The sequence below is a fragment of the Clostridium phoceensis genome, assembly GCF_001244495.1.
Taxonomy (GTDB): Bacteria; Bacillota; Clostridia; order Oscillospirales; family Oscillospiraceae; genus Lawsonibacter; species Lawsonibacter asaccharolyticus.
The window spans coordinates 1,653,210-1,679,643 of the sequence record NZ_LN866274.1 but is presented as its reverse complement, the minus strand read 5'-3'; the positions used below and the strand labels follow the sequence as shown (position 1 = coordinate 1,679,643).

Below are 26,434 nucleotides of genomic sequence, written 5' to 3'. Positions count from 1 at the left end.
ACCATGAACGAATACCTGAAGCAATATATTGAACTCCAAAAGCAGTTTCGAGAGACAGAAGGAAATCCGGACAGTGTCCGCGCCCTCTATGCCTTCAAGGAGGACCTGGAACACGCCGAGGACCGGCAGGCCAAGGAAGTGCTGGTGGATGTGTATGATCTGCTGGACTTTAAGAAGGACGCCTACGAACTGCTCTGCCAAATTGGAAATCGTTCCGATAAAAAGACCCTCAAGCGGCTGGGTACGCTGAAGGACTATGCGGAGAACTGGGGCAACCACTATGCCCTCCCCAGGCCAAAAACGCCGGAGGAAAAACAGAAAGAGAAGGAGCGGCAGGCCCAGCTGGGCCTGCCCACCTTCCGGTATCACCCCACCCCTCTGGAAACCGGCGCTTTTGAGGAGTCCCCAGATGGCGTTGTCTGCGACTGCTGCGGCAAGACGACTCATATTTTCTATACAGCCCCCTTTTACGCTGTGAAGGACATTGAGCATCTGTGCCCGGAGTGTATCTCCAGCGGCGAGGCGGCCCGGAAATATGACGGCAGCTTCCAGGACGATTTCTCTGTGGATGATGGTGTGGACGATTCTGAAAAGCTGGACGAGCTCATCCACCGCACTCCCGGCTACTCCGGCTGGCAGCAGGAATACTGGCGCGCCCACTGCGGCGATTACTGCGCCTATCTGGGCCCTGTGGGTTCCAGAGAACTGCGGGCGCTGGGTGTGATGGAAGATGTGCTGGAAGATCCTATGTGGGACGAGGAGCAGAAGGAAATGATTCGGGAATCTGTCAATGGCGGGCACCTGCAATGCTATCTGTTCCAGTGTCTCCACTGCGGAAAACACCTGCTTTGGATGGATTTTGATTGAGAAGTTTTTAAAAGGTGGGATACAAACGATGACAACCAAAACACTGACCATTCAATTCAATGATGAACAACTGCCCATCCTACCGTTAGAACCGAAAGCCCACCTCTCCTTTGCCACCCATGATGATGGAAATGAATTGGAATTAACGGGAAACCGGGCGGGGCTGCTTCTATTGGCGAAAGCCGCTTTGGGTATGGCAGAAACCGTGCGTGAGGACGGATTCCACATCCATCTGGACGACTTGTATAGCATCAACGCCGAGGGAAAAAGCATCCTGATCCGAAAGGAGGAAAGGTCGAAGCCATGATTGAAAAAACCTTCCTCAACCCCGCCACAAATAAGAAGTGGCGGATCGAAATTGACGGACATATCATCCGAACCTGCTTGAATGGCGGGAAGGTCAAGGAGATCCTGTNCCCCCACAGCGGGGACGATGGGAAAACAAACACGGCAGGGGAAAAAACCACCCGGACCAAAAAGGAGAAAAGTCAGAGGCTATGGTAAAAAAACCCTCCCCCACCCCCGCCACAAATAAGAAGTGGCGGATCGAAATTGACGGACATATCATCCGAACCTGCTTGAATGGCGGGAAGGTCAAGGAGATCCTGTGTGACTCCGCCTTCCAGGTCAAGAGCAAGGCGGCCAGCGCCATGATGGGCCAGATGCGGAAAGGATTTGTCTATCAGAATCCGGATGCCGCCGTCGGGCAGGCGCGGTGCCACCGGTTTGTTGGAAAGGACAGCAACGGTTTTATGCCCCTGGCTGCCGCCCTCACACGGGACGACTTCTTCCTGACGAGGGTGGCCGGAGATTTTGAGGACGAGATCCTCTATTACTTCAATGGCAGCGGGGAGATCTTTGAAACGGTCTCTCTGGGTGCCAGGCGGATGACCTATGAGCAGGTCCTCTGCCCCAATGATACTCTGCTGCTGAACAACAGCTATCTTTTGGAGCAGTTTTCCCTCCGCACCCATGAAATCACGCCCTTTGCCAACAAGAAAAACAGCATGAAGGCCATGCTGGATGCCAGTGGTGACCTGGCCCTGTGGTACACAGGCGATGAGATTGTCGTCTTTGACTTTGTCAGCAACACGGAGGTGTGGCGGGAAACGGTAAAATGCAAGAAGTCAAAAGACCCGAATTTTGCCTATTACTGCTTCGGGATGCTCTCTCCCCGGCAGAGCAAAGCGGCCTACCGCGTCACCGAGGGTGAGTATGTGCTGGTCGATTTGAAGTCCGCCCAAAAAACAGTGATCTCCAATGAGGGCTGGCATCCCTTTTTCTCCCCGGATGACCAGTTTTTCTCGGTGGGCGGCAAGTTCTATCTGACCCAGACCGGAGAGGAGATAGCCAATCCTTTCCCGTTTTCTGTCCGACAGGGGCTGAATTTTTCAGATACCTGCGCGGTGAAGACAAGGGACAGCCTGATGGCTGTTCAGCAGGATCGTGGCAGCTCTCCCATAGAGCTGTGGGATACCAGCAGCGGCCAACTGCTGGCTGCCATTGACGACCCCTTTGTGGTGCGGCAGGTGAATTTTGCCTTTACCCAAAGCGGGCTTGTCCTGCACACCGATTACGGGGTCATGAGCATCTATTCCTGCGACCTCTGAAACGGAGAAATGAACTATATTTATTTTTCCCGTAAAAAATGGAGGGGGCACAATGAACTTTAACGAAGCAATGCAAATGCTTGGAAACAAGTTGCAAGGAAAGTACGGGCATTTAGGCTTTAAGTATAAAAAATCCGACAAAACACTTACGAGGCACAGTAAAAATTTCACATATATGATTGCGTTTTCCTCATTTGGCGGGAACACAAAGGATAGCATAAGCATAGAGGTTTGCTATATAATCAACACCCGTCCATACGACCCTTATGGTTACGCCAAACCGGACATCAACACACAACCACTGTTTTGCAGTTTAAGAGACAATGAAATATATCTTGATATAGGAAATGAAGAAAAAATTGACAATACCTTTGAGATTGTTTGTCAGTGGATGGATAAATTACTGATTCCAAAAATGAATGAGCTTTGTGCTTCCGAGTAATGTGGACGAGGATTTTATTCATTACACTTATATCAATGATGATGGCGAAGCCATAGAATCACAAGTATCGTGACAGCTGAGAAAGAGGGTATGTACCTATGAACAAAGAATCATTGACAGTAAAACTCTTGGACCTGGCCGAGGGGCGTGAAACGCCCGAAACCTGGCGGAGCTGGTGGGACAAGCATGAGTCCGAACTGGAAACCCTGCTCAATCGCGGTGAATTTCTGAAACTGAAACCTTGCCGGCATGACTTTCAGTGGGTCCCGGTGCTTACCAGCCAAAAGGGAGCCATCGCCATTCTGGAAAAGAGCGGCACAGCATTTAAGGCCAGTGATCTCTACCAGGAGCGGTATCTGGCGGAGCTGGATGCGTTCTGCGAGGAGCAGAAGCGAGAGCAGCGGAAAAAGCAAACGGAATTCAAGGCCAGTCACCCGGAGTGGTTTCATCGTTACCCCAAGTTCTCCAAGGCATTGGCAAAGGTGCTTAACCTCTTTGATGAGATCAAGCCCGCCGCCACAGAGGAGCAAATCGCAGGACGAGAAAGGGTGCTGGATTTCACGCTTCCGGCCCAGGTGCGGGAGTTCTTCCTGCTGACCGCAGGCATCAATGTATCCACAGGTGTAATCGTTGAACTCTCTGGAACATTTCATCTGACCATCCATGGAGAGCGGTATTGTGTGCTGGGCGAGTTCTGGAAAGAAGCGGACGGCGACCAGCTCCTGCTCCGTCCCGGAGAGGAAACCATCTGGTACTACGCCCATGAGCAGGATAAGGTAAAGCGCCTCTGCAATGATATGACGGAACTGCTGGAGAAGAAATTGGCGAGGTATCTCAATGAGCAATGAAAATATATTCAGGAGGAACCACCATGTCACAGATTGCGTCCTTTTATCTGATAAAAAATAACCAGCGGCAGGAGTTGTCCGACGGCGACTGCGAAGTCATCCAGTTCTTCCGGGGGTATCTTGAAAGCAACCTGTAAAAGACAGCGAAAGCCTATATGGAAAGGAATGAAAAGCTATGCGTACACCGCTTTCCTTTACACAAGCCGACCACATCCTGGCTAAATCCCGTCAGATGCCATTTCTGGAAGAGCTGAAAGAAGAAATGGATAATGAACTTCATCTTGTGATTCTGGGCGCAGCCATAGGGGAGGAAACAGCTTGTAACGATTCAGCCGAGAACCCGATTTTGGCAGAAATACTTGAGCAATGCAAACCTATTTTTCCCGATTCACACCAGAGATTTGATATAGTATTTGAGAACTATATCATCTACCAGGTTCGGAATGAATCGTATTGTGCTTTTTCTGAGATAGAAAAACGAATCGGAACCTATCTGTTGGAATACGAAAAATCCAGTCTCCTAAGCTATCTTTCCCTTGTCACAGATGCTTGCAGGCATGAAGATGGATCTTTCTATCCGGCACCCTGGAAGCATTATGGGATAAATACACAAAACCATATTGTGGACATCATCGCAATGGATGAGCCGAAAGTTTTCTATAGCGGCGATATAGACTAATCACAAGGAGGAACCACTATGTCACAGATCGCATCCTTTTATCTTCTCAAAGACAGTCAGCGACAGGAATTGTCCAACGGCGACTGCTCCGGCGCGGTCTATATGGCCATCTGGGACTGGTGTGAGAGCGAGCTGGATCTGGATGTCCGTTTTCCTGCTCCCCAGACGGAGGATACTCTGGACTGCACTCTGCTGGAGGGAGAGCTGGCGTCTAAACTGCTGGCAGCTCTGCGGGAGCAGGACCTCCCGGAGCTGGCCGCTGAAATTGCCCCAGACTGGGATCTGCCCACCGAGGCGGTGCAAAGCGGACTGGAAACGCTGCGCTCCCATCTGGAACTGGTGCAGGGCGACGCTGCCCTGCTGTATGAGATGACTTGACGGGGCCATGCCCCATAGAATATTGCGAGGAAATTATGATCGAAATTAAAGGAAAATACAATGAGGCCAAGATCTTCACCGATGTGGTGGACAGCGCCTCCATCGGACAGGTGCAAGCGCTGTGCAACCAGGAATTTACGGCGGGCAGCCGCATCCGCCTGATGCCCGACATCCACGCCGGGGCGGGCTGTACCATCGGCACCACCATGACCATCACCGACAAGGTGGTGCCCAATCTGGTGGGTGTGGACATCGGGTGCGGCATGGAGACCACCCGTATCCGGGAGAGACGGCTGGAGCTTCAAAAGCTGGACAAGCTGATCTATGAGAAAATCCCCTCCGGCTTCTCCATCCGGGATAAGGCCCACCGCTACCTCAATGAGATCGACCTGAGCGAACTGTGCTGTGCCCGCCATGTGGATCTCCTCCGGGCAGAAAAAAGCATCGGCACCCTGGGCGGCGGAAACCACTTCATCGAGGTGGACAAGGACGATGAGGGAAACCTCTACATTGTGGTCCACTCCGGCAGCCGTCATCTGGGCGTAGAGGTGGCCAGCTACTATCAGGAGGCAGGCTATAAGGTGCTCAACCGCACCGACGATGCCTCTCTCCATGCCCTGGTGGCCCAGATGAAGGCGGAGGGCCGGGAGAAGGAGATCCAGAAAGAGCTGAAGAAGCTGAAAAACCTCAAGCAGACCAGTATCCCCAAGGCCCTGGCCTATGTGTCCGGGGAACTGTTTGAGCAGTATATCCACGACATGAAGATCGTCCAGCACTTCGCCATGCTCAACCGGCAGGCCATGATGGATGAGATCGTCAAAGGCATGAAGCTCCATGTGGAGGAGCAGTTTACCACTATCCATAACTACATCGACACCGACGCCATGATCCTGCGGAAAGGGGCTGTGTCCGCCAAAGAGGGCGAGCAGCTGCTCATCCCCATCAATATGCGGGACGGGAGCCTGCTCTGCGTGGGTAAGGGAAACGAGGATTGGAACTGCTCCGCCCCCCACGGCGCCGGGCGGCTCATGAGCCGAGCGGACGCCAAGCAGTCTTTCACGGTGTCTGAATTCAAAAAGCAGATGGCAGAGGTCTACACCACCTCGGTGAGCAAGGCCACCCTGGACGAGTGCCCCATGGCCTACAAGGGGATGCAGGACATTCTGGACAATATCGGCCCCACAGCGGATGTGGTAAAGGTCATCCGCCCCATCTACAACTTCAAGGCCGGGGACGAGGAGTAAGAAACGGAGCAGAATACCATGGTGAGAGATGGACTTGTGTTCAAAGATGAGGATGGTCAGGTCATCTTCAACCAGTACAGCTTCTGCGAATTAGTGAAGCACCTGCTGGTGGAGCTGGTGGGGATCTCCTATGAGGAAGCCTCCCAGATAGTGGAACGCTCACCGCTGGCAGAGCCAGTGGCCGATGCCATGGGAGTGGCGATATTCAGCCATGACCTGCCTTATTACTGGGCTATGTTTTTCTACTATGGGAACGGTTATTGGCAAAAGGGTATTCCAGCGCAGCCAGAGGATATGGATGCCTATGAAGCCTTGGAAAATAAGATTATGGAGAAATATGACTTAAAAGAGCCCTTTGAGTGGTAATCTTGGAGGTGTACAATGCTGGCGAAGTATTTTGAAACCATGTTACATAATCTTGGCCTGGAGCGCCTGGAACACCCTCTGTTCTACCATGCGCCAGTCGCCATCCGGTTTGAGATTGGCGGGGAGGAACCAATCTATCTGGACAGGCGTGCGGCGAAGCTGAAAACCAACCCCGCTTATATTCAGGGGGCGCTGGACCGGGCCGCCGCGATCTATCGGGGCCTTCCGACGGTGCCGGAACTTCTGCGGATCGACGGGTATCCCGATGAAGAACCCGCCGAGTCCCTGCTGACCGTTATCCGGCAACGAGTGGGACTCCCAGTTCCCGATGAGCAACTTTCGGCCACAGAGCTGGATGAAGATGGGGATACCCATGCACAAGTGCAGTTTTACTGGGATCTCAGCAAGAGCTGCTTTCAACCAGAGCTGCTTCTTCGGGAAATCATTCTGGGGGACATCGGCGGCTGGAACGGCTTTGTGTCCAGCGTCTATCTGGCCGGGCCAGGGCCGTTTCTCTACCACCTGTATGATGACCGTGGGCTGGATGTGCTGGGCGGCTCACAGAAGCTGCTATTGCCGCTCTATCATCAATTTCATGACTGGATCTTGGAATACGATCTGGAGAAGATCGACCAGATGTTCGCTCCAGCAAAAGAATGACCACATAACAGAAAAGGAGGCATTGCTATGGGACTTGACATTTACGCCGGGACGCTGACCCGGTACTATTCTCACAACTGGAAAACCGCTGTTCAGCAGTGGGCGGAGGAAAACGGATACACCTTTAACCGGATCACGCCGGATGGAGAAGCTGCTGATAACGAGGAAGAAATGTCCCCAGCTGAAATCCAGGCGGCGGTGGAGAACTGGCGGGATCAGATCTTGAGCGCCATTTCTCAGCCGGGCCAGCTCCCCTGCACCCCCTGGCCTGAAGATAATGAGAAACCCTACTACACCGACAAGCCCGATTGGGACGCCTTCGGCGCTATGCTGCTGGTGGCCGCCTGCCATACGTACGATGAGCCGGTGCCCCCCACCGTGGAGAAGGACTGGAACTTCGGGGAGCATCCTCTGGTCGCCCGCCTTGCATCAGATGAGGAGCGGGTGTGGTCCCTGTTCCGGGGGACCACTTGGTGGCTCCCGCTGGAAGCCCCCCTCCTATTCAAGGCTCCCCTGCCCACCGACGATCCGGCTTTGATTGCCACTTTGGGCGGACTGCGGAAGGAGCTGGAGAAACTGAACCAGCTGGCGTGGCAGGCCGATGAGGACACCATCCTTGATTGGGCAGACACGGAGGGATACCCGGTAGACGGGACCGTGGGCCCGAATGGACAGTACAGCAAGGCGGACATCCCGGAGCACACCCAGTATGATACGGAATCTCTTGCCAAGTTCGCCTTCTCCATATTCTGGCGGGCTATGCGGTTTGCCGAGGAACAGCAGGTGCCCATTTTACTGGATTACTAAGGAGGAAGTGTATGGGATACGATGTGAGTTTTCACCCGATTTCGCCGGAAGAAATGCAGAAATGGTATTTTACCCCACTTACCTGGGTACAGCAGGGGCAGGAGGAAAAGGTGCTGGCCCTTGCCGCACAGCATGGGATAGAGGATTTCTATGCGGAAAAATATCTGGATACCCTGCGGGTCGGGGCAGGGACAGCACCAGACGAGCTGTTTGATAAGAGCCATGGCTTTTACATTGCGGTGATCCAGGGCTTTTTCCGGGATTACTATTACACCCGGGGGAGCGCATTTTCCTTTCTGGTGGAGGAGAAGCCGGAATATGCCCGGTATTTCACCCCGTGGGCACAGGTGGCACCAGCAGCCTTTCCCAATCCGGCAAAAAATCAGATTGTTGAAAACTACTGTGCCGGTGTGTACCTGTCTCCGAAGCAGGTGGTACAGCTTCTCCGGGATCTGGAGCAGGACCCAAAGGTGCTGGAGGATCTGGAGGGACTTTGGAGCAACGGACAGCTTGCTGTGCTGAAAAAGGCCCTCACTGCCGCGGCGGAGCTTGGTGCCGGCCTGCTGGAAGCCACTGAGGTGGTGGAGCCCAATCCCATCCACCCCAATGGGAGTACCAGCTATTCCAACCTGTACCACTGCGACCGGGACGGAGTGTATCTCTACATAGACACGGTTAGCGGTCAATTAGCAGATGCGATCAGGAACAGCGAGGCACAGACATAAGCAGTGGGGGAGGGGGATAGCTATGGAACAAAAACGCCCGGCGGACATCTTTGCGGAGGCTCTGGACTACCTATGGAACGGCCTGGGCCTGGAGAAAAAGGGCTGGAAACGGCTGGAAAAGGGCGACTTCAAAAAGAAAATGAAAAACGGGCTGACCTATCAGATCTGGTTTGAGCGGAGCCGCTACAACTACATAGACTACGAAATCGGCCATGGAAATGTGGAGGTAGGTTTCAGCTGTATCATTAAGCAGGGAGATGACTACCTCTACTCTTTCAGAATAGAATCGACAACAGGCGGTTCGTTCTTTCGGATGCTCACAGAAGATTTGCTGCTGAACACCGGGCTGCTGGACACCTTCCTGCCCCTGATTAAAGCCCACTACCTCGACTTTATCGACCGCTTTGAGGCGGACCCGGCAGAGGCGCTCCAGCCGGTCTGCACCCCCTTTACCCAGCCGGAGGACTACAGCTGGTGCATCTATGTGCGGGAGCAGATGGTGGAACGGTACGGAACGGCGGAACAGCTGGCGGAGTACCGCCGTCAGGCGGAATTGCGCGGAACGCCAGAACACAAGGCAAAGAACTGGATGGGTTCGATGTTGTTCCACCTCTCCTATACCAATGATGTGGATCACGCCTGGGCCTCAAGCCGCACCAGGGAGGAACTGGATCGGGTGGTGGAACCCTTTGTGCAGGCCAAGCGGCAGACAGGACAGTGGTCGCAGGAGGATGAGGCGGGCTATCAGCTCTACCGGCAGGAGACAGACCCGGAGAAGCGCACCTTTCGGGTATGGTATCTCATCGCCAACCCCCGGGGCCTGCCGAAAGAGTTTGTCCAGAAAGAACTGGAGTTCCGGTGGAAGCTGTTCGCTAACAGACCGAAAGAACGAAAATGAAGGAAATGAACGGTATAATTATTCTGATTTGCGGTTTTCTGCTTCTCATGGCCATAAAACTGCTGATAGAGCGTAATTTTATTGGACTGATTCTGTTTTGCGTGGCTCTTTTTTTAGTTTTTGGAGTAACTCCACACACAAAGCAGTGATTGTCCATTGCCGCATGATCTACTGCTATAAGGAGGAAATCGAATGAGCAATCAAGTGTTCCAGCAGAACCTGGATGACAAAAAAGGCCCCCAGCCCGGCGGCCCCTATCTCATTCAGATGCTGTTCAAAGAGCCGGTGGATATGCCGGACAAGGATGAGATGACCGCTGTGATGGAAAAGCACATCGGCGCCGTAGAGTGTTTCTGCCGTGATAAAAAGATGGCCGGCTTTGCCGCCCTGGGTCATATCGCGGAATTTCAGGATGGCAAATGCCCGGTGCAGCTGATGGTGATGAAATGCGACAAGTTCAAGGGCAAAGGCTTTGACGCCTTCCTGATGAGCCAGATGTGGGACTGCCAGGAGGACCGGGAGCGGATCTTCCGGGAATGCCGGTATCAGGTGGTAGCCACCGATATGCTGGCTGCGGCGCTTCCGGCTCTGGAGCGGGCCAACCTGGATGCCGACTTTCTGGAGGCTCTGGCGGAGCTGTATCCCACCTGTGAGGCGTTCTATTTCCAGAACTGCGGCAAACTGTTTCTGGCGGAGGATGTGCGTTCTCACCAGATCGAGGGGCCGGACCGTTTCATCCGCTTTGGGGTCAATGTCCGTTTCTTCAATATCCAAGGCACCGAGGATATGCTCATCGACACAGTGGGCATGAGCACCCTGTTCCTGCCGGACCTCCAGTACCACTTCCACGGAATGGACCCCAACTGGGTAGTGAACCACGCCTACAATGCGGCTTCCTACATTCTGGAGCATGACAACTCCATTCAGGACGGGGAAACCATAGACGGCATAGAGGACGGCCAGCTGAGCCGTCAGATCCAGTGGACGTGCCGGTATGAGGATGCCCTGATCCAGCCGCCCAGAGGGGTGCTGGACATACACATGGGCAAGTATGCTTCCGGAAAACGCTGATCAGATCCAAAACCGCCGGCAGAAGTGAAAGGCAGCTCTCTTCCGTGTGCATATCATGCATGAGAGGTAGGAGCTGCCTTGAAAATCCATTATCCATTCGAAAATAGGCCGCCGCCGTACGCTTATGACGCGTTGGGACCGTATATACATGAAAAGAGGATGCACCTGCGTTTCGTTGAGAAGCAAATAAAGATCGTCTTATATCCCGCTCATATGGGCATACTTAGTCCATTCCTCAAAGGAGGGCTGTAACATGCGTATGTCGGGACAAAAAGGTTTTGAGGGCTGGTATTTTAAGCATCAAAAAGGGGATGACATGGTAGCATTCATTCCCGGCCGGGCAGTGAGCGGCGATTTTATCCAACTGATCTCTCGAGAAGGTGCCCGACAATTTCAGGTGTCGGATCTGACCGTCTGTAACGGTATGATACAGGCGGACCGATGTTGGTTTTCGAGCCAGGGCTGCCATATTGAGCTGCCCGGCATCAGCGGTGAGATCGTGTACGGACCGCTTGCGCCGCTCTGTTCCGATATCATGGGGCCATTCCGTTTTTTCCCCATGGAGTGCCGGCACGGCGTTCTCAGCATGGCCCACACACTCCAAGGCAGCGTCCGAATGGATGGATATGTGCATAGCTTCGAAGGTGGTCTCGGCTATGTAGAGAAGGACAGCGGAACCTCTTTTCCCCGCTCCTACCTGTGGATGCAGTGCAACGATTTCCCGAGCGCATGTTCTATCATGATCTCGATCGCCCATATCCCCTTTTGCGGAAGTTCCTTCCGCGGATGCATCTGCGCGATCGTGTACCAAGGCAGGGAGTATCGTTTGGCAACCTACAAAGGCGTCAAAGTTCAAGCATTTACCCCGGAACATATCTGTCTGTCTCAAGGCAGCCTCCTGCTGGAGTTGGATATAACATCCCCACATACGGGCCACCCTCTTCGTGCGCCACAGTGCGGAAAGATGTCCAGCACCATTCGGGAAAGCTGTAATGTGCATTTGCAGGCAAGGCTGTGGGAAAGAGGAAAAGCAATATTTTCCCTTCAAAGCGACCATGCCGCCTATGAATTTGTACCAAATCATGGGACGTAAAAGAAAAGACATACTTTTCTCCTTTTAGACCACACTATCATCAGAATCATCATGGGGAGAAGTATATGAGATCACTACGGGAGCAAACTCGGAATCAGCCTAATTTTCAATCTTAGGAAAGAGATCGGAACACAAAGTAGTGAGCATCGGCAGCGGTGGCCCCGCAATGGGGGATCTGAAAAACTGAGGTGAGGATTTGAGCAATCATCTGAAATATCAGACAAGCCCATACCTTCTCCAGCATGCGGAAAACCCGGTAGACTGGTATCCCTGGGGCGAGGAAGCTTTTTGCAAAGCAAGAGCAGAGGATAAACCCATCTTTTTGAGCATTGGCTACAGCACCTGCCACTGGTGCCATGTAATGGCCCGTGAAAGCTTTGAGGATCTTGAAATCGCTGATATCTTAAACAAGTACTACGTGTCGGTCAAAGTAGATAAAGAAGAGCGCCCCGACATTGACAGCATTTATATGGCAGTCTGTCAGGCTTTCACCGGGAGGGGCGGCTGGCCTGTCAGCATCTTTATGACCGCAGAGCAGAAACCATTCTTCGCTGGGACCTATTTTCCTAAGACTGCCCGATACGGGGCCATAGGACTCAAAGAACTGCTGCTCATTATTCAGCAGAAATGGAAGAGCGAGCGGGACGCCCTTCTTCGCTCCGCAAACAAAATCACGGAGGCTCTCCATCAGCATCGTACTCCTGCGTCACAAGCAGATAAAACTTTACCGGACACTGCCCTGCAATGGTATCAGCAGAACTTTGATGCGTCATTTGGCGGTTTCGGCGGCGCACCGAAATTTCCAGCCCCCCACAATCTTCTGTTTCTGATGCAGCAATACGAAAAGCACGGGAACAGCCGCGCCTTAAACATGGCGGAAATAACCCTGCAAAAGATGTATGCAGGCGGACTGTTTGATCATATTGGGTACGGATTTTGCCGATATTCCACAGACCGGTATTATCTTGTTCCGCATTTTGAGAAGATGCTCTATGATAACGCTCTGCTGATCCTCGCCTACTGCAAAGCCTATGATCTCACGGATCAGTCATTTTATCTGGGAGTTGCAGAAAAGACAGCCTCTTATATTCTCAATGAAATGACCTCTCCCAGCGGCGGCTTTTACAGCGCCCAGGATGCGGACAGCGATGGCGAGGAGGGAAAATACTATGTATTCACTCCGCAGGAGATCATCGAGCTCCTGGGGCAAGCCGACGGCTCCGCCTTTTGTGAACGGTTCAGTATTACAAAAGCGGGGAACTTTGAGGGTAAGAGCATTCCCAATCTTCTCCACACAAAAAATTTGACAGATGCGCGTTTTGACCCTTTTCTGCCCACATTGCAGGAATACAGGCGGAGGCGCACCCGCCTGCATACAGATGACAAGGTTTTGACGGCATGGAATTCCCTTATGATCGCGGCGCTGTGCCGGCTGTACCGGTGCAGTCGGGATCCCAGATATCTGGACGCCGCAAAAAGGGCGCAAGGTTTTCTTGAGAACAGCCTGTGCGATCAGGATACGCTTTATGTAAGCATTCGGGGCGGCAAACTGGGAGCGCGCGGTTTTCTGGATGATTATGCAAGCTATATTTTTGCTCTGCTTTCTCTGTATGATGCCACACTGGAACGCACATTTCTTCGCCGTGCGGTACAGCTTATCAGGGAAACTGTCGCCCAGTATCACGATTCGCTCCATGGCGGCTTTTATCTCAGCGGCACAGAGAACGAAGCGCTGCTTTTTCACCCGAAAGAGTGCTATGACGGGGCGATCCCCAGTGGAAACTCCCTCCTAGCATATGTGCTTGTACGTGTGAATGCATTGCTGCCGGATCAGGGTATTGAGAACATTCTGAACAAACAGCTTGCCTATATGTCAGGAGAAGCGGAACGATATCCTGCCGGATATTCCATGTTTTTAATGGCTCTGTCAGATTTTTGGGAGCCGCCGCTTTTGATCACCGCAGTCCCGAACGGAGAGCACTTGAACGACCTTCCATTTGTGCTGCCATCTGATGCCATAGTCAAGGTTTTGGAACATCCATCGGAAGAATATAAGCTGTTGAACGAAGAAACCACGTTCTATGTGTGCCGGAATCACTCCTGTCTGCCACCGATGAACAAACGGCAGCTAATGACAGAGATACGAAAACAATATCAAACTTAGGAGGTATTTCTATGGATACCAAAAATGGTTTTACCATTACTAACCGGGACCATGTGCTCAGGGCCTGGCAAAATTCAACTGAACTTGTACGGGACTATCAGGCCTATGCCCATGAACTCGAGGAGGATAGCTCGGCGCTTGCCAAACTGTTTTCCGAGTTTGCGGAAGATGAAGCGGAACATGCCGCAGAACTGCTTGATCTTCTGCGCAGGTATGAAAAATAGGCATTTGGAAACTGTATAAATGGAGAACCCCATTGATAACCCGACTTCGGAGTTACAAATGGGGTTCTCCTCATAAATATGATTTTTATAAGGTTCAAAGCTCTTTATGTATGAGCCGCTTCCGTCTCTGCGATAAACTGCACATGGCCGGCATAGTACAAAAGATAGGTCCCGTCTTTGTGGTCATCATGATATCCTTACATCTGGCAAAGCTCCAATCGCCGCTGCTGTCTACCTGAGCCTTCGTCAGCGGCTCCTCCTACAGCCTGATGAAAACATCAGGCCGCCTCTTCGATCCGCATCCAGACAGCTCGATGATCTTGGTCCTCCATAGCCCGCTTTCTTTCCGGCCCTGAGCCTGTAAAAGTACCTTTCACCTGATAAGCACGATTTCTGCCCCTGCATATTGCGGACCATTTCGAATTTTATCGCACGTACCGGAAAACACAGCGCCATGCCGCAGGGCGGGGACTTCGTTCCCGTCCTTGTACTTTTCCTCCATTTCGTTTATAATAGCCGTACCCACGCTCAATGGACGATTTTCCCATTGGGACCAGTAGGTCCTCCCCTCCTTTTGTCATTCTTCAACCCGAGGTGCGTCATGGAGCTCCTTGTCTTCTCTCTGTTCGCAGCGGCGCTGCTGGTGTGCGTCATCTTCCATATCTCCCTCCTGTTCGCCCTGCTGCTGGGATATGTCATTTTTGCCCTGTACGCCATCCGAAAGGGCTTTTCTCTCCCGGAGGTGCTGGGTATGTCCGCTCAGGGGGTCCGGGCCGCTAAAAATATCCTGACTACCTTTGTCCTCATCGGCATCCTCACCTCTCTCTGGCGGGCGGGGGGCACCATCCCGGCCATTGTGTGCTATTCCGTCCGGGTAATGGAGCCCCGTCTGTTCCTGGTGTGCTCCTTTCTGCTCAACTGCCTGGTCTCCTTCCTCACTGGCACTGCTTTCGGCTCGGCGGCCACCATGGGCGCCGTCTGCATGACCATGGCCGCCGCCCTGGGGGCCGACCCGTTGATGACCGGTGGTGCCATCCTGTCCGGGGTCTACTTTGGAGACCGGTGTTCCCCCGTCTCCACCAGCGCCCTGCTGGTGGCCGACCTCACCGGGACCGACCTGTTTGGGAACATCCGGCAGATGCTGCGGACCTGCCTGGTCCCCTTCGCCCTCGCCGCCGGGCTGTATCTGCTCTTCGGCCTGTCTTCCCCCGCCGCCGGTCAGGCGGCGGACATCGCCCCCCTCTTCGCCCTGGAGTTCCGTCTGGGTCCCCTCCCCCTCATCCCGGCGGCTCTGATTTTGGTGCTCTCCGCCCTGCGGGTGCGGGTGAAGGCAGCCATGCTGGCCAGCATCGCCGCTGCCGCGGTGCTCTGCCTCGTCTATCAGGGCGCCGCCCCCCTGACCCTTTTGAAGGACGCCGTCCTGGGTTTCTCCGCCCAAAGCCCGGAGCTGGCCACCATGATCGACGGGGGCGGCATTGTCTCCATGCTCCAGGTGGGGGCCATCGTCTGCCTCTCCTCCTCCTACTCCGGCATTTTCCAGAGGACCGGGCTGCTGGAGCCCATCCGGAGACGCATCGAGGCGTGGGGTGCGGTCCTGTCCCCCTACGCCGCAGTGCTGGTCACCTCCGTCCTCGCCAGCGCCATCGCCTGCAACCAGACTCTGTCCATCATGCTCACCCACCAGTTGTGCGGCGGTCTGGAGAAAAGCCGGGAAAAGCTGGCCATCTATCTGGAAAACAGCGCCGTGGTGGTGGCCCCCCTCATCCCCTGGTCCATTGCCGGGGGTGTCCCCCTGGCCTCCGCCGGGGCCCCCGCCGCCTCCCTGCTGACGGCATTCTTCCTCTTTCTGCTCCCCCTCTGGCAGCTGGTCACCGCAGGCCGGGGCAGGCGCGCTACAGTGTAGTCTTCCCCTGTATCTGCTGTCCTTCGGCGCCTTTCACTTCAGCCAGACCATCGGCCTGAAGATCAAAAGATAGTCGGAGGCCGGATTTATCCGTCTGATTTGGCTGGCCAGCACCGCCCCCGGCGTGCCCTGCGGCACGCCGGGGGCCACTTGCGTGTGTCGGGCCTCATGCCGCACATCACCTCTCCCTTCTTTTTGGGGAAAGGAATTGAATTTTTCCCATTTCTGTGATACCTTGTTATTGAAATAGGCCCAAAGCGTGCAATGACAAGGTACGGTACAGCCAGATCAAAAGGAGGCACGGCATGCCATCAGAGGACTATCACAAGGCGATGCGCCAGGGACTCAAAGAGGTCAAAGCCGCCCAGGCCCTGGGGGAGGAGACGGGCCCCCGCACCCTGCCGGATGCCCCGGAGAAGCTGGCGGTGCGGCGGGAATCCCTGGGTCTGGCGGAGATCCCCGTGGAGCAGATCGACGGCACCTGCAACCACCTTCGGGGGGACGCTTTCTCCCGAGGGTTCTACCCTATCCTCCCGGCGGACACCGAGTTCGCCGCCAAGTGGAGCGCCCTGTGCCGCATCCACCTGGAGGAGGGCATCCGGGACCCTGTCAAGGTGGTGGAGTACCTCAACCACTTCTATGTGATGGAGGGCCACAAGCGGGTCAGCGTGCTGAAGTATTTCGGCGCTATTACTATCCCGGCCACTGTCACCCGCCTGCTGCCCAAGCCGTCTGACGACCCGGAGGTGGCCGCCTATTACGAGTTTCTGGACTTTTACAAGATGACGGGTTTGAACTTCATCGTCTTCCGCCAGCCCGGCGAGTACCCGGAACTGCTGGAAGCACTGGGCCGCTCCGACAGCGATGCCTGGAGTGCGGAAGACATCTACTCCTTCCGGGCCTTCTTTTATATGTTCCGGGACGCCTACCTCCGGGGGGATTGGGACTACACAGGCATCTCCCTGGCCTTTTTGACCTACATCAAGATCTTCGGCTATCAGGAGTCCTGCGGCAAGATGCCCTCCCAGATCTGTGAGGAGCTGTCCCGCATCCGGCCGGAGATCCAGAACCGGCTGGAAAATGCGGGGACTGCCCTGCTGCTGGAAGATGACGTGAAAAAGCCCCGCTTCTCCTTCTATACCCCGGGCCGGGTCTGCGCCGCCTTCATCCACGACAGCAGCGCCGCCGCCTCCAAATGGGTGTACAGCCACGAGTATGGCCGGCACATTCTGGAGAACTTCACCGACGGTCAGGTGCGCACCCTCTCCTACGAGAACGTCCGCACCGATGGGGAGGTAGACCAAGCCGTGGAGGATGCAGTGCGCAGGGGCGCCAACGTCATCTTCACCACCACCCCAAAGCTGCTGCTCTCCAGCGTCCGGCAGGCCGCTCTCCACCCGGATGTGAAGATCCTGAACTGCTCCCTGAACACCTCCTACCCCTCGGTGCGCACCTATTACCCCCGGCTGTACGGGGCCAAGTTTATCAAGGGGGCCATTGCCGGCACTCTGACCCGGGACGGCTGCATCGGCTATGTAGCCGACTACCCTACCTACGGCAGCATCGCCAGCATCAATGCCTTCGCCCAGGGAGCCCGGATGGTGAACGCCAACGCCCGCATCTATCTGGACTGGGCCCATCTCCGGGACGGCGGCGCGGTGGGACGTCTCCAGGCCCAGGGGATCGTCTATATCGACTACCTGGACCGGCTGGCCGCCAGCACGGGCACCCAGATGGGCAACCGGCATAACCTGGCCCTGATCCAGACCCACTGGGGCCGGCTGTACCAGAGCCTGGTCCGCCGGGTGATGGAAGGCAGCTGGAAGCAGGAGGACCAGGGCAGCAGTGCGGTCAACTACTGGTGGGGGATGGAGCAGGGCGTAGTCAGCGTGCTGTGCTCCCGACGGCTGCCCACCGGGCCCCGGCGGCTGGCCGGTGTACTGCGGGAGGCCCTGAAGGCTGACCGGCTGGACCCCTTCTACGGCGTACTGATGGATCAGAGCGGCCGGGTGGTCTATGGCGACGACGCCCCCATGCCCGCCGACCGCATTCTGTCCATGAACTGGCTGCTCACCTCGGTGGAGGGCCGCATCCCCCAATTTGAAGAATTTACAGAAAAAGCTCAGGAGCTCATCAAGCTCCAGGGTGTGGAGCGGCAGAGCGAGCCATGAAGATCTTAGCTATTTCTGACTGTGAATCCCGGGCACTCTGGGACTTCTATACCCCCGGCAAGCTGGAGGGACTGGACCTGATCCTCTCCTGCGGCGACCTGGACCCCCGCTATCTCTCCTTCCTGGCCACCTTCGCCAGCTGTCCCATCCTGTATGTCCACGGGAATCACGACGGCAAGTATCGGGAAACTCCACCCGCCGGCTGCTTGTGTGTGGAGGACCGCCTGTACGAGTATCAGGGGGTACGCATCCTGGGGCTGGGCGGCTCCATGCGGTACAGCAGGGGGCCCCACCAATATACTGAGCGTGAGATGTGTATGCGGGCTCTGAAGCTGGCCCCGAAGCTGCTCTGGAACCGGGGGTTCGACATCCTGCTGACCCACTCCCCAGGCTTTGGCATGGTGGACTGCCGGGATCTGGCCCATACCGGCTTTCAGACCTTCAACCGCCTGCTGGACCTCTTCCACCCAGCCCTGTTCCTTCATGGACACACCCACCTCTCCTACAACAGAGGCATCCGGCGGGAGGAGCAGTATGGGAGTACCCGGGTGGTCAATTGCTACGAGCGTTACCTTGTGGAGCTGTGAGACGGACAAGCCTGCGGGCATAGATAAAAACAGGAGCGCCTGGGGTCCCACAGCCCCAGGCGCTCCTGTTTTTTCGTGTATTCAGCCCCGCTCCTGCTTGATGGCGTTGATCAGCACAGGGACCATCTGCTTTTTCCGGCTGATCACCCCCGGCAGGACCGCCATCCCGTCCGTCACGGTGGTGTCAAAGGCCTTCTCCACCAGGGATTCAGCGCCCTTGCCCGCCATCAGCAGCTCAGTACTGGAGTTGCGCACATCGGTGAACATGTAGAAAATGTAGTCCAGCCCCTGCTTTTCCAGTGCGGTCTGGAGGTAGGGACCGATCAGGGCCTCGCTGGCCTTCCGGTTCTTCTCGGTCAAGTAGCTGCCCTGGCCCACGCCGAAGCGGACCTCCCCGCTGTTGAAGATCTTGTAGTCGGTGTTGAATACCTCCTCTGCGGTCCGGCCGGTGACGTCGCCTCCCGCCTCAAACATAGCATTGGCGTACTGTTCCAGGTCCACCCCGGTCAGTTTGGCCAGCTCCCGGCCCGCCTGCTCATCCAGGGGGGTGCAGGTGGGACTGCGGAACATGAGGGTGTCCGAAAGGATGGCGGAGAGCAGCAGCCCGGCGGTGGACCGGTCCAGCTCCACCCCGTTCTCCCGGTACATCTGATAGATGATGGTGCAGGTGCACCCAACCGGCACATTGCGGAAATAGACCGGGCCGTCTGTCTCCATGGAGCCGATGCGGTGGTGGTCGATGATCTCCAGGATCTCCGCCTGGTCGATCCCCTCCACCGCCTGGCCCTTTTCGTTGTGGTCCACCAGGATCAGCTGCTTTTTATGCAGGTTCATCATGTTTCTGCGGGAGACTACGCCGATGTAGTGCCCGTCGTCATCCAGCACCGGGAAGTAGCGGAATCGGACGGAGGCCATCACCTTGGTGGCGGACTCCACGGAGCTGTTCAGATTGAAGGTGAGCAGATCGTCCCGCACCATGTAGTGGCGGATGGGGGCGGCCTGGCTGATCATCTGTCCGGAGACATAGGTGCTGTTAGGGGTGCTGATGATCATACACCCCTGCTCCTCAGCCAGCATGCAGATGGTCCGGGACACCTTGCAGCCCGCGCACACCACCACGCAGCCCGCCCCCATCTCGATGGCGGTGAGCTGGCTCTCACTGCGGTTGGCCACGATGACGATGTCCCCTTTGGAGATGGACCGCTCCATCTGTTCCGCGCTTCCCGAGCCGATGACGATGCGCCCCTCCACCTTCTTGCCGGTGATGTCTCCCACCAGCACCTTGGCGTCCAGGATGTCCACGATGTTCTGATAGCTGGTCTCTGACTCCGCCAGGATGTAGGTGTCCAACACGTCCATGTTCGCCGTGGCCACGTCCTTCACGGTGATCAGGCCCTTCAGGTTCCGCTCCTTGTCCACCACGCACAGGGTGTCGATCTGCTGGTCCCGCATGGTGATCCAAGCCCGGCGCAGGCTCATCTCCCCATCCACGCCCTCCATCCGCCGGATGTCCACATCCCGGATCTGAGGGCTCACGTCCGTGTAGAGCTGGGGGTCTGGGACCTGAAAATAGTTCAGCACAAACTCCGTCTCCCGGTTCAGCAGTCCCGCCCGGCAGGGCTTGCAGGGGTGCTCTGGGTCCAGGGTGTTCTTCAGGCGGCTGTATGCAATGGCGGAACAGACCGAGTCCGTGTCCGGGTTCCGGTGTCCGATGACCTTGATAAAATGGGTATTCAGCTCTTGGTTATCCACAACTTACCTCACTTTCCTCCGCTCCGCTCCTCACGGATGTGGGCGGCTCTTGTCGTCTCTGGTCCCCATTATACCATATCCTGTCTCCGGGTGACAGGGGAAATTGTGATTTTTTCTGCCGCTCTCCCACCGGCATCTCCTGAATCTTCTAACAGCAAGGGCCGCGGAACCTCAGTTCCGCGGCCCTGCGCCTTTGTTATAGGGTGCCTCCTCCCCTCAGCGGTGCTGTCCACTTCTGTCTGTGTAGCAGGTATGGAGCAGCTGGTGGGCCCGCTGACTGCCGGGCTGGTCCAGATAGTGCTCATAGACCTCCTGGATCAGCGGGCTCTTGTGGCTCTTCCGCAGGGGCATCTCCTGGTCCTCCTGGTACAGGGCGCCGGCCCGCATAGCGGACACACTGCGGAAATTGCGGATCACAGAGGGCTGGAGGGGCTGGCCGCCGCCGTTCACGCACCCGCCTGGGCAGGCCATGATCTCGATGAAGTCATAGGCCCGCTTTCCACTTCGGATGTCCTCCAGCACCTGGCCCGCGTTGGCCGTTCCGCTGAGGACGCACACCCGGACAGTCCTGCCTGCGATCTCATAGGCCGCCTCCTTGATGCCGTGGGCGCCCCGCACCTCCTGGAACTCCACCTTCTCCAGCTCCTTGCCGGTGAGCAGCTCGCTGGCCGTGCGCAGTGCCGCTTCCATCACGCCGCCGGAGGCGCCGAAGATATGCCCCGCTCCGGTTGCGATGCCCAGGGCCGGGTCGAACTCCTCCTCCGGCAGCTCCGCGAACAGCAGTCCGGCCCGCTGGATCATCTGTCCCAGCTCCCGGGTGGTCAGGGCAACATCCACGTCCGGGATGCCCGCGCCGGCGCCGCACTCCCCCTCCCGGGTGATCTCGAACTTTTTCGCTGTGCAGGGCATCACCGACACCACAAAGATATCCTCCGGCCGCAGTCCCATCTTTTCGGCGTAATAGCTCTTGGCCATAGCGCCGAACATCTGCTGAGGGCTTTTGCAGGTGGACAGGTTGGGGATGAAGTCCGGGTGGAAGGTCTCACAGTACTTTACCCAGCCGGGGCAGCAGCTGGTGATCAGGGGCAGCGTGCCCCCGGACTGGACCCTGCGCAGGAATTCGGTGGCCTCCTCCATGATGGTCAGGTCGGCCGCGAAATCAGTGTCAAACACGCCGTCGAAACCCAGCCGCCGGAGGGCCGCCGCCAGCTTCCCCTCCACATTCGTCCCGATGGGCAGGCTGAACATCTCTCCCAGCCCCGCCCGGACACTGGGGGCCGTCTGTACCACCACATGCTTCTGGGGGTCACCCAGGGCGTTCCACACCAGGCCCGTGTTGTCCTTCTCATAGAGGGCACCGGTGGGGCAGGCGATGATGCACTGTCCGCAGTGGATGCACGCGGTCTCGCTCAGCGGGCTGTCAAAGCTGGGGCCGATGTGGGTGGCGAAGCCCCGGCCCGATGTGCCGATGCAGGCCACCCCCTGAGCCAGGCTGCACACAGCCTCGCACCGGCGGCACATGATGCATTTGGAGTTGTCTCGGACCATATGCACCGCGCTCGTGTCCGGCTCGTAGCAGATCTTCTCCCCCTCGAAGGCCATCTGGTTGTCCACCCCGTATTCCCGGCACAGGCGCTGGAGCTCACAGAGTCCGCTTCGGCTGCACGTCAGGCAGGTCTGATTGTGGATGGACAGGATCAGCTTCAGGTTGGTCCGCCGTGCCGCCTGGACCCGCTCGGTATTGGTGTACACCTCCATCCCATCGGCGATGGGATAGACGCAGGCAGGCACCAGGTTCTTGGCCCCCTTCACCTCCACCACGCAGATCCGGCAGGCGCCGATGGCGTTCAGCTCCTTCAGATAACACAGCGTAGGGATGGCGATCCCCGCTCCGTGGGCCGCCTCCAGGACGGTGGCGCCGGCGGGGGCGCGGCAGGCGATCCCGTTGATCTTGAGGTTCACCACATCCACTGTATTCACACTCACATGTTCCATTTTCACACTCCCCCTCATCCCCGGATCACCGCGCCGAACCGGCATTTTTCATAGCAGCTGCCGCACTTGATGCACTTGCTGGTGTCAATCTTGTGGGGATTCTTCACGCTCCCCTTGATGGCGTCGGCCGGACAGTTCTGAGCACAGATGGTACAGCCCCGGCACTTGACAGGATCAATGGAGTAGGTCAGCAGGTCCTTGCACACCCCGGCGGGGCAGCGCTTCTCCAGGATATGCTCCCGGTACTCCTCCCGGAAGTAGCGCAGGGTGGACAGCACTGGGTTGGGCGCCGTCTGCCCCAGGCCGCACAGGCTGTTGCTCTTAATGAAGGCCGCCAGCTCCTCGATCCGGTCCAGATCCTCCATGGTGCCCCGCCCCTCAGTGATCTTAGTCAGCAGCTCCAACAGGCGCTTGGTTCCCACCCGGCAGGGGGTGCACTTTCCGCAGCTCTCGTCCACCGTGAATTCCAGGAAGAATTTCGCGATGTCCACCATGCAGGTGTCCTCATCCATCACGATCAGGCCCCCGGAGCCCATCATGGTCCCGATGGCGGCCAGATTGTCGTAGTCGATAGGGGTGTCGATGTGCTCCGCGGGGATGCATCCGCCGGAGGGGCCGCCGGTCTGGGCGGCCTTGAATTTCTCCCCGTGGGGGATGCCGCCCCCGATCTCCTCCACGATAGTGCGCAGGGTGGTGCCCATGGGCACCTCCACCAGTCCGGTGTTCTGGATACGCCCGCCCAGGGCAAATACCTTGGTCCCCTTGCTCTTCTCGCTGCCGATGGAGGAGAACCACTCCGCCCCCCGCAGAATGATGGGGCAGATGTTGGCGTAGGTCTCCACGTTGTTTAGGATAGTGGGCCGCTGGAACAAGCCCTTCACCGCCGGGAAGGGCGGCCGGGGCCGGGGCTCTCCCCGTTTCCCTTCGATGGAGGTCATCAGGGCGGTCTCTTCCCCGCATACGAAAGCCCCCGCCCCCAGCTTGATCTCCAGGTCGAAGGAGAAGCCCGTCCCGAAGATATCCTCCCCCAGCAGTCCGTAGCTCCTGGCCTGCTCCAGAGCGATCTGGAGGTGCTTCACCGCGATGGGGTACTCCGCCCGGACGTAGATATAGCCCTGGCTGGCCCCGATGGCATAGCCCGCGATGGCCATGGCCTCGATGATACTGTGGGGGTCGCCCTCCAGCACGCTCCGGTCCATGAAGGCCCCGGGGTCGCCCTCGTCCGCGTTGCAGCAGACATATTTCTGTACCTGGCCCCGTTCCCCGCTGGCAAAGCGCCACTTCAGTCCGGTGGGGAAGCCTGCTCCGCCCCGGCCCCGCAGGCCGGAGTCCAGCACGATCTGGATCACCTCGTCCGGCGTCAGTTCGGTCAGGCACTTCTCCAGTGCCGCATAGCCGTCCCGGGCAATGTACTCGTCAATGTTCTGGGGGTCGATGACGCCGCAGTTGCGCAGGGCAATGCGCAGCTGCTTCTTGTAGAACTCTGTCTCCTCCAGGCTGCGGACTGTGCTGGTGGCCTCGTTCTCGTTGTAGAGCAGGCGGTCCACCCGGCCGCCCTTGAGCAGATGCTCACTGACGATCTCCGCCACGTCCTCCACATGGACATGGCTGTAGATCGTGCCCTCCGGGAACACTGCCACGTTGGGCCCGCTGGAGCACAGCCCCAGACAGCCGCCCCGCATCACCTGGACCTCTTTACGCAGACCTGCCAGCTTCAGCTGGACCTCGAATTCCTCCGCCAGCTTCTCCTGCCTGCCCGCCAGCAGGGTGCAGTTGGGCCCCCCGCATATCATCACATAGCTACGATACATCCCCTTCACCTCCCGCTTCTCACGGCCCCGATGGTGTACTCCGCCAGCGGGTTGCCGCCCCGAATGTGCTGCTGCACCACCCGCACGCCCTGCTCCGGCGTCATGTGCACATAGGTGGTGCGCACGCCTCCGGGCTGGTACACCTCCACCACAGGCTCAAACTGACAGATCCCTACACAGCCTACCGGCTCCAGGATCACGTCCTCCAGCCCCAGTCGGCGGATCTCCTCCGCCATGGCTTCATAGACCTGCCTGGCCCCCGCGGCTAGGCCGCAGGTGCCCATGCCCACCACGATCCGGGCTCCCCGCTCCACCTCCAGGAGGGGCCTGGTCCGTTCCCGGATGGCCTCCAGGTCCTTCCGGCTGCGGATCTTAATGTTTTTGTGTTCCGTCTGCCCCACGCTCAGTCCCTCCTTACTCATATTTCGCCAGAATGGCGTCCAGCTCGTCGCCGGTCAGGCTGCCGTACACGTCCTCGTTCACCATCATCACCGGCGCCATCCCGCAGCACCCCAGGCAGCGGCAGGCATCCAGGCTGAAGCGGCCGTCCTCGGTGCATCCCCCGTCTCCAATGCCCAGTTTCTCCTGGAGCAGCTGATAGATCCGCCCGCCGCCTTTGATGTAGCACGCGGTCCCCAGACACACGCTGATCCGGTTGCGCCCCTTGGGTTCCAGATTGAACTGGGAGTAAAAGGTGGACACCCCATAGATCTCCGTCAGCGGCTTGTGCAGGGCGTCCGCGATCAGCTGCTGGACCTCCCGGGGGACATAGCCGTATATCTCCTGCGCCTTCTGGAGGGCAGGCAGCGCCGCCCCCGGCTTCTCCCCGTTCTCCTTCAGCCATGCCTTCAGCTGCCTGGCCTGCGCCGCCGTCCCGGGCAGCGCCCCCTGTTTTGTCTCCTTCATCCGTTTGCTCCTCCTGTCTTGTCCCGCGGCAGTCCGCGTTTTTGCAAGTTTCCCTGCTTTTTTGAAGTGACGCATTTCCTGCATCCTCTGTTAAAAAATCTACACTTCCCCAAATAACACAGAAAGCGGTCCTGGTCCCTTTTCTGAACCAGCCCGCTTTCTGTATTTTCACCAATCCAGGCGAAATACGACACAGTTTATATGTTGATATTACCATATTCCATTGTCGATTGCAATCTCTTTTTTGTCCACTCCCGGCCCCCCCTTTTCCTCCAGGAAAAACAGCATCAGACTCAGGCAGAGCAGATCCGCGCACCCGCCCGGCTTCCGCGTGGCGGACATCTCATAGAGCAGGTCCTGCACCCCCAGGGCACCGCAAAGTGGGCGTTTAAGCTGCCCACACCGCTGCCGGTCAGCAACGGGGGCAGTGCGAATTGAAGCCGCTGGAGCGGCCCGGCCCATCTTCCGCGGAAAATCGATACAGCAAGGCCAGACTTTTTTGTTTCTGCGGTCGTAGACCTGTTTCGAATACAGGAGGGGCCCAGACTATGTAAAAACACAGTCTGGGCCCCTCCCCTTGTCTTACCTCTGTCCCTCCGCTTTTCCCGCGTTCCGGCACAGAACTTTTCTTTTTCTGCGGGTCTGCCCCTCCCGCTCCCTCCGGCAGGGAGCGTTTTTCTCCTTGAAAAAGCGGTCCAGCTGGCCCACCGCCCAGAATCCGACGGTCCAGACAAGCAGCGTCCCGCCCACCAGTACCAGAGCTTCCACAAGATCACTTCCTTAAAAAGGATTCTACTACAAGCCCTGTTTGTGTGAGATTTGCAAATCATCCGCCGTATTAAAATTGTATTAGGAGCCAATTGTCCTTCTTTCTTTTTATCTTTTTTATTTCTTTTTCTTAATGCAAGTTTAATTCTCCTGTGAATACGTTAACCGCCTGCTAATCCCCTGCGTGCTATAATACGTCCGTTCCGGAAACAGAACTTTGGAAAGGATGGTTTCTATGAAAGACGTCATCATGATCGCGGTCTTATTGGTCTGCTTCGGATCAGTAAAGCTGCTGGCTGACTGGTGTGAGCATCAGTTCCACGAGGAATGAGAGAAGGTATTGAGTATGGGTATGATTTTATTAGGTGCGATCATCGTGCTGATGGGCGGCTATCTGGTTTACGCCCTGGTACACCCTGAACGTTTCTGACCCCAAATGTGTCATTTGTAAAGCGAGTTTCGCAC

27 protein-coding genes are annotated in these 26,434 nt (G+C 56.8%); 21 read left to right on the top strand and 6 right to left on the bottom strand.

The annotated features are described in order from the left end of the window. The first annotated feature begins 3 nt into the window (after nt 1-3). From BN1969_RS08880 to BN1969_RS08780, 20 genes are all read left to right on the top strand, one after another. Nucleotides 4-867 (top strand): CbrC family protein, encoded by an 864-nt coding sequence (locus tag BN1969_RS08880; protein ID WP_050623980.1) that lies wholly within the window; start codon nt 4-6, stop codon nt 865-867. Between the two features lie 28 nt (nt 868-895). Beyond that, nucleotides 896-1,174: an Imm32 family immunity protein gene (locus BN1969_RS08875; protein ID WP_050623979.1), complete on the top strand. Its 279-nt coding sequence runs from the start codon at nt 896-898 to the stop codon at nt 1,172-1,174. A gap of 190 nt (nt 1,175-1,364) precedes the next feature. Continuing rightward, nucleotides 1,365-2,477, top strand: coding sequence for a hypothetical protein (locus BN1969_RS08865; protein ID WP_050623977.1), 1,113 nt, complete (start codon nt 1,365-1,367; stop codon nt 2,475-2,477). Nucleotides 2,478-2,529: 52 nt separating this feature from the next. Continuing rightward, complete coding sequence (locus tag BN1969_RS08860; RefSeq protein WP_050623976.1) at nt 2,530-2,919, top strand: hypothetical protein; 390 nt, start codon at nt 2,530-2,532, stop codon at nt 2,917-2,919. Between the two features lie 98 nt (nt 2,920-3,017). Continuing rightward, the gene (locus BN1969_RS08855; RefSeq protein ID WP_050623975.1) at nt 3,018-3,767 is read left to right on the top strand and encodes an SMI1/KNR4 family protein; all 750 of its coding nucleotides are present in this window, start codon (nt 3,018-3,020) and stop codon (nt 3,765-3,767) included. 175 nt (nt 3,768-3,942) lie between these two features. Then, entirely contained in the window at nt 3,943-4,446 is a 504-nt protein-coding gene (locus BN1969_RS08850; RefSeq protein WP_050623974.1) for a hypothetical protein, read from the top strand. Nucleotides 4,447-4,464: 18 nt separating this feature from the next. Further along, a complete protein-coding gene (locus BN1969_RS08845) occupies nt 4,465-4,824 on the top strand; it encodes a hypothetical protein (protein WP_050623973.1) in 360 nt (119 codons plus the stop codon). Between the two features lie 35 nt (nt 4,825-4,859). Further along, nucleotides 4,860-6,068, top strand: a complete 1,209-nt coding sequence (locus BN1969_RS08840) for an RNA-splicing ligase RtcB (RefSeq protein ID WP_050623972.1) — start codon at nt 4,860-4,862, stop codon at nt 6,066-6,068. An 18-nt stretch (nt 6,069-6,086) separates the two neighbouring features. After that, a complete protein-coding gene (locus BN1969_RS08835; RefSeq protein ID WP_050623971.1) occupies nt 6,087-6,434 on the top strand; it encodes a hypothetical protein in 348 nt (115 codons plus the stop codon). 15 nt (nt 6,435-6,449) lie between these two features. Next, a complete protein-coding gene (locus BN1969_RS08830) occupies nt 6,450-7,094 on the top strand; it encodes a DUF3885 domain-containing protein (RefSeq protein ID WP_050623970.1) in 645 nt (214 codons plus the stop codon). A 27-nt stretch (nt 7,095-7,121) separates the two neighbouring features. Beyond that, a complete protein-coding gene (locus tag BN1969_RS08825; protein ID WP_050623969.1) occupies nt 7,122-7,901 on the top strand; it encodes a hypothetical protein in 780 nt (259 codons plus the stop codon). Between the two features lie 11 nt (nt 7,902-7,912). Further along, entirely contained in the window at nt 7,913-8,626 is a 714-nt protein-coding gene (locus tag BN1969_RS08820) for a YjfB family protein (protein WP_050623968.1), read from the top strand. Between the two features lie 22 nt (nt 8,627-8,648). Continuing rightward, complete coding sequence (locus BN1969_RS08815) at nt 8,649-9,524, top strand: hypothetical protein (protein ID WP_050623967.1); 876 nt, start codon at nt 8,649-8,651, stop codon at nt 9,522-9,524. Between the two features lie 192 nt (nt 9,525-9,716). Beyond that, nucleotides 9,717-10,595, top strand: a complete 879-nt coding sequence (locus BN1969_RS08810; RefSeq protein ID WP_050623966.1) for a DUF4261 domain-containing protein — start codon at nt 9,717-9,719, stop codon at nt 10,593-10,595. Nucleotides 10,596-10,848: 253 nt separating this feature from the next. Beyond that, nucleotides 10,849-11,688, top strand: a complete 840-nt coding sequence (locus tag BN1969_RS08805) for a tocopherol cyclase family protein (protein WP_050623965.1) — start codon at nt 10,849-10,851, stop codon at nt 11,686-11,688. Between the two features lie 196 nt (nt 11,689-11,884). Then, a complete protein-coding gene (locus BN1969_RS08800; protein ID WP_050623964.1) occupies nt 11,885-13,852 on the top strand; it encodes a thioredoxin domain-containing protein in 1,968 nt (655 codons plus the stop codon). Between the two features lie 11 nt (nt 13,853-13,863). Further along, on the top strand, nt 13,864-14,076 hold the full coding sequence (locus tag BN1969_RS17110) for a ferritin family protein (RefSeq protein WP_077138737.1): 213 nt from the start codon (nt 13,864-13,866) through the stop codon (nt 14,074-14,076). A gap of 601 nt (nt 14,077-14,677) precedes the next feature. Continuing rightward, nucleotides 14,678-15,979 (top strand): Na+/H+ antiporter NhaC family protein, encoded by a 1,302-nt coding sequence (locus tag BN1969_RS08790; RefSeq protein ID WP_050623962.1) that lies wholly within the window; start codon nt 14,678-14,680, stop codon nt 15,977-15,979. Nucleotides 15,980-16,284: 305 nt separating this feature from the next. Further along, entirely contained in the window at nt 16,285-18,150 is a 1,866-nt protein-coding gene (locus BN1969_RS08785) for a BMP family ABC transporter substrate-binding protein (RefSeq protein ID WP_050623961.1), read from the top strand. Next, nucleotides 18,147-18,737: a metallophosphoesterase family protein gene (locus BN1969_RS08780; RefSeq protein ID WP_050623960.1), complete on the top strand. Its 591-nt coding sequence runs from the start codon at nt 18,147-18,149 to the stop codon at nt 18,735-18,737. Before BN1969_RS08785 ends, BN1969_RS08780 begins: the two co-directional genes overlap by 4 nt. An 81-nt stretch (nt 18,738-18,818) precedes the next feature. Here the strand turns inward: BN1969_RS08780 and BN1969_RS08775 are convergent, their stop codons facing one another. The 6 genes from BN1969_RS08775 to BN1969_RS08750 all read right to left on the bottom strand — a co-directional run bounded on the left by BN1969_RS08775 (nt 18,819) and on the right by BN1969_RS08750 (nt 25,969). Next, entirely contained in the window at nt 18,819-20,489 is a 1,671-nt protein-coding gene (locus BN1969_RS08775; protein ID WP_082203553.1) for a putative manganese-dependent inorganic diphosphatase, read from the bottom strand. Nucleotides 20,490-20,705: 216 nt separating this feature from the next. Further along, a complete protein-coding gene (locus BN1969_RS08770) occupies nt 20,706-22,484 on the bottom strand; it encodes an NADH-dependent [FeFe] hydrogenase, group A6 (protein WP_242850308.1) in 1,779 nt (592 codons plus the stop codon). 14 nt (nt 22,485-22,498) lie between these two features. After that, complete coding sequence (nuoF, locus tag BN1969_RS08765) at nt 22,499-24,295, bottom strand: NADH-quinone oxidoreductase subunit NuoF (RefSeq protein ID WP_050623959.1); 1,797 nt, start codon at nt 24,293-24,295, stop codon at nt 22,499-22,501. 5 nt (nt 24,296-24,300) lie between these two features. Beyond that, the gene (locus tag BN1969_RS08760; protein ID WP_050623958.1) at nt 24,301-24,696 is read right to left on the bottom strand and encodes a (2Fe-2S) ferredoxin domain-containing protein; all 396 of its coding nucleotides are present in this window, start codon (nt 24,694-24,696) and stop codon (nt 24,301-24,303) included. Between the two features lie 13 nt (nt 24,697-24,709). Next, complete coding sequence (locus BN1969_RS08755) at nt 24,710-25,201, bottom strand: NADH-quinone oxidoreductase subunit NuoE family protein (protein ID WP_050623957.1); 492 nt, start codon at nt 25,199-25,201, stop codon at nt 24,710-24,712. A 582-nt stretch (nt 25,202-25,783) separates the two neighbouring features. Further along, complete coding sequence (locus BN1969_RS08750; RefSeq protein ID WP_050623956.1) at nt 25,784-25,969, bottom strand: hypothetical protein; 186 nt, start codon at nt 25,967-25,969, stop codon at nt 25,784-25,786. Nucleotides 25,970-26,315: 346 nt separating this feature from the next. Between BN1969_RS08750 and kdpF the strand changes: the two genes are divergently transcribed. Beyond that, entirely contained in the window at nt 26,316-26,399 is an 84-nt protein-coding gene (kdpF, locus tag BN1969_RS19085) for a K(+)-transporting ATPase subunit F (RefSeq protein WP_077138735.1), read from the top strand. Nucleotides 26,400-26,434 lie beyond the last annotated feature (35 nt).

What these genes read in the sequence shown, in the direction of transcription:
- BN1969_RS08855 (WP_050623975.1), top strand. Translation starts at nt 3,018, where the DNA reads ATGAACAAAGAATCATTGACAGTAAAACTCTTGGACCTGGCCGAGGGG.
- BN1969_RS08785 (WP_050623961.1), top strand. Translation starts at nt 16,285, where the DNA reads ATGCCATCAGAGGACTATCACAAGGCGATGCGCCAGGGACTCAAAGAG.
- BN1969_RS08830 (WP_050623970.1), top strand. Translation starts at nt 6,450, where the DNA reads ATGCTGGCGAAGTATTTTGAAACCATGTTACATAATCTTGGCCTGGAG.
- BN1969_RS08860 (WP_050623976.1), top strand. Translation starts at nt 2,530, where the DNA reads ATGAACTTTAACGAAGCAATGCAAATGCTTGGAAACAAGTTGCAAGGA.
- BN1969_RS08880 (WP_050623980.1), top strand. Translation starts at nt 4, where the DNA reads ATGAACGAATACCTGAAGCAATATATTGAACTCCAAAAGCAGTTTCGA.
- kdpF (WP_077138735.1), top strand. Translation starts at nt 26,316, where the DNA reads ATGGGTATGATTTTATTAGGTGCGATCATCGTGCTGATGGGCGGCTAT.
- BN1969_RS17110 (WP_077138737.1), top strand. Translation starts at nt 13,864, where the DNA reads ATGGATACCAAAAATGGTTTTACCATTACTAACCGGGACCATGTGCTC.
- nuoF (WP_050623959.1), bottom strand. Translation starts at nt 24,295, where the DNA reads ATGTATCGTAGCTATGTGATGATATGCGGGGGGCCCAACTGCACCCTG.
- BN1969_RS08825 (WP_050623969.1), top strand. Translation starts at nt 7,122, where the DNA reads ATGGGACTTGACATTTACGCCGGGACGCTGACCCGGTACTATTCTCAC.
- BN1969_RS08810 (WP_050623966.1), top strand. Translation starts at nt 9,717, where the DNA reads ATGAGCAATCAAGTGTTCCAGCAGAACCTGGATGACAAAAAAGGCCCC.
- BN1969_RS08805 (WP_050623965.1), top strand. Translation starts at nt 10,849, where the DNA reads ATGCGTATGTCGGGACAAAAAGGTTTTGAGGGCTGGTATTTTAAGCAT.
- BN1969_RS08815 (WP_050623967.1), top strand. Translation starts at nt 8,649, where the DNA reads ATGGAACAAAAACGCCCGGCGGACATCTTTGCGGAGGCTCTGGACTAC.
- BN1969_RS08780 (WP_050623960.1), top strand. Translation starts at nt 18,147, where the DNA reads ATGAAGATCTTAGCTATTTCTGACTGTGAATCCCGGGCACTCTGGGAC.
- BN1969_RS08845 (WP_050623973.1), top strand. Translation starts at nt 4,465, where the DNA reads ATGTCACAGATCGCATCCTTTTATCTTCTCAAAGACAGTCAGCGACAG.
- BN1969_RS08875 (WP_050623979.1), top strand. Translation starts at nt 896, where the DNA reads ATGACAACCAAAACACTGACCATTCAATTCAATGATGAACAACTGCCC.
- BN1969_RS08850 (WP_050623974.1), top strand. Translation starts at nt 3,943, where the DNA reads ATGCGTACACCGCTTTCCTTTACACAAGCCGACCACATCCTGGCTAAA.
- BN1969_RS08790 (WP_050623962.1), top strand. Translation starts at nt 14,678, where the DNA reads ATGGAGCTCCTTGTCTTCTCTCTGTTCGCAGCGGCGCTGCTGGTGTGC.
- BN1969_RS08820 (WP_050623968.1), top strand. Translation starts at nt 7,913, where the DNA reads ATGGGATACGATGTGAGTTTTCACCCGATTTCGCCGGAAGAAATGCAG.
- BN1969_RS08770 (WP_242850308.1), bottom strand. Translation starts at nt 22,484, where the DNA reads ATGGAACATGTGAGTGTGAATACAGTGGATGTGGTGAACCTCAAGATC.
- BN1969_RS08755 (WP_050623957.1), bottom strand. Translation starts at nt 25,201, where the DNA reads ATGAAGGAGACAAAACAGGGGGCGCTGCCCGGGACGGCGGCGCAGGCC.
- BN1969_RS08835 (WP_050623971.1), top strand. Translation starts at nt 6,087, where the DNA reads ATGGTGAGAGATGGACTTGTGTTCAAAGATGAGGATGGTCAGGTCATC.
- BN1969_RS08840 (WP_050623972.1), top strand. Translation starts at nt 4,860, where the DNA reads ATGATCGAAATTAAAGGAAAATACAATGAGGCCAAGATCTTCACCGAT.
- BN1969_RS08865 (WP_050623977.1), top strand. Translation starts at nt 1,365, where the DNA reads ATGGTAAAAAAACCCTCCCCCACCCCCGCCACAAATAAGAAGTGGCGG.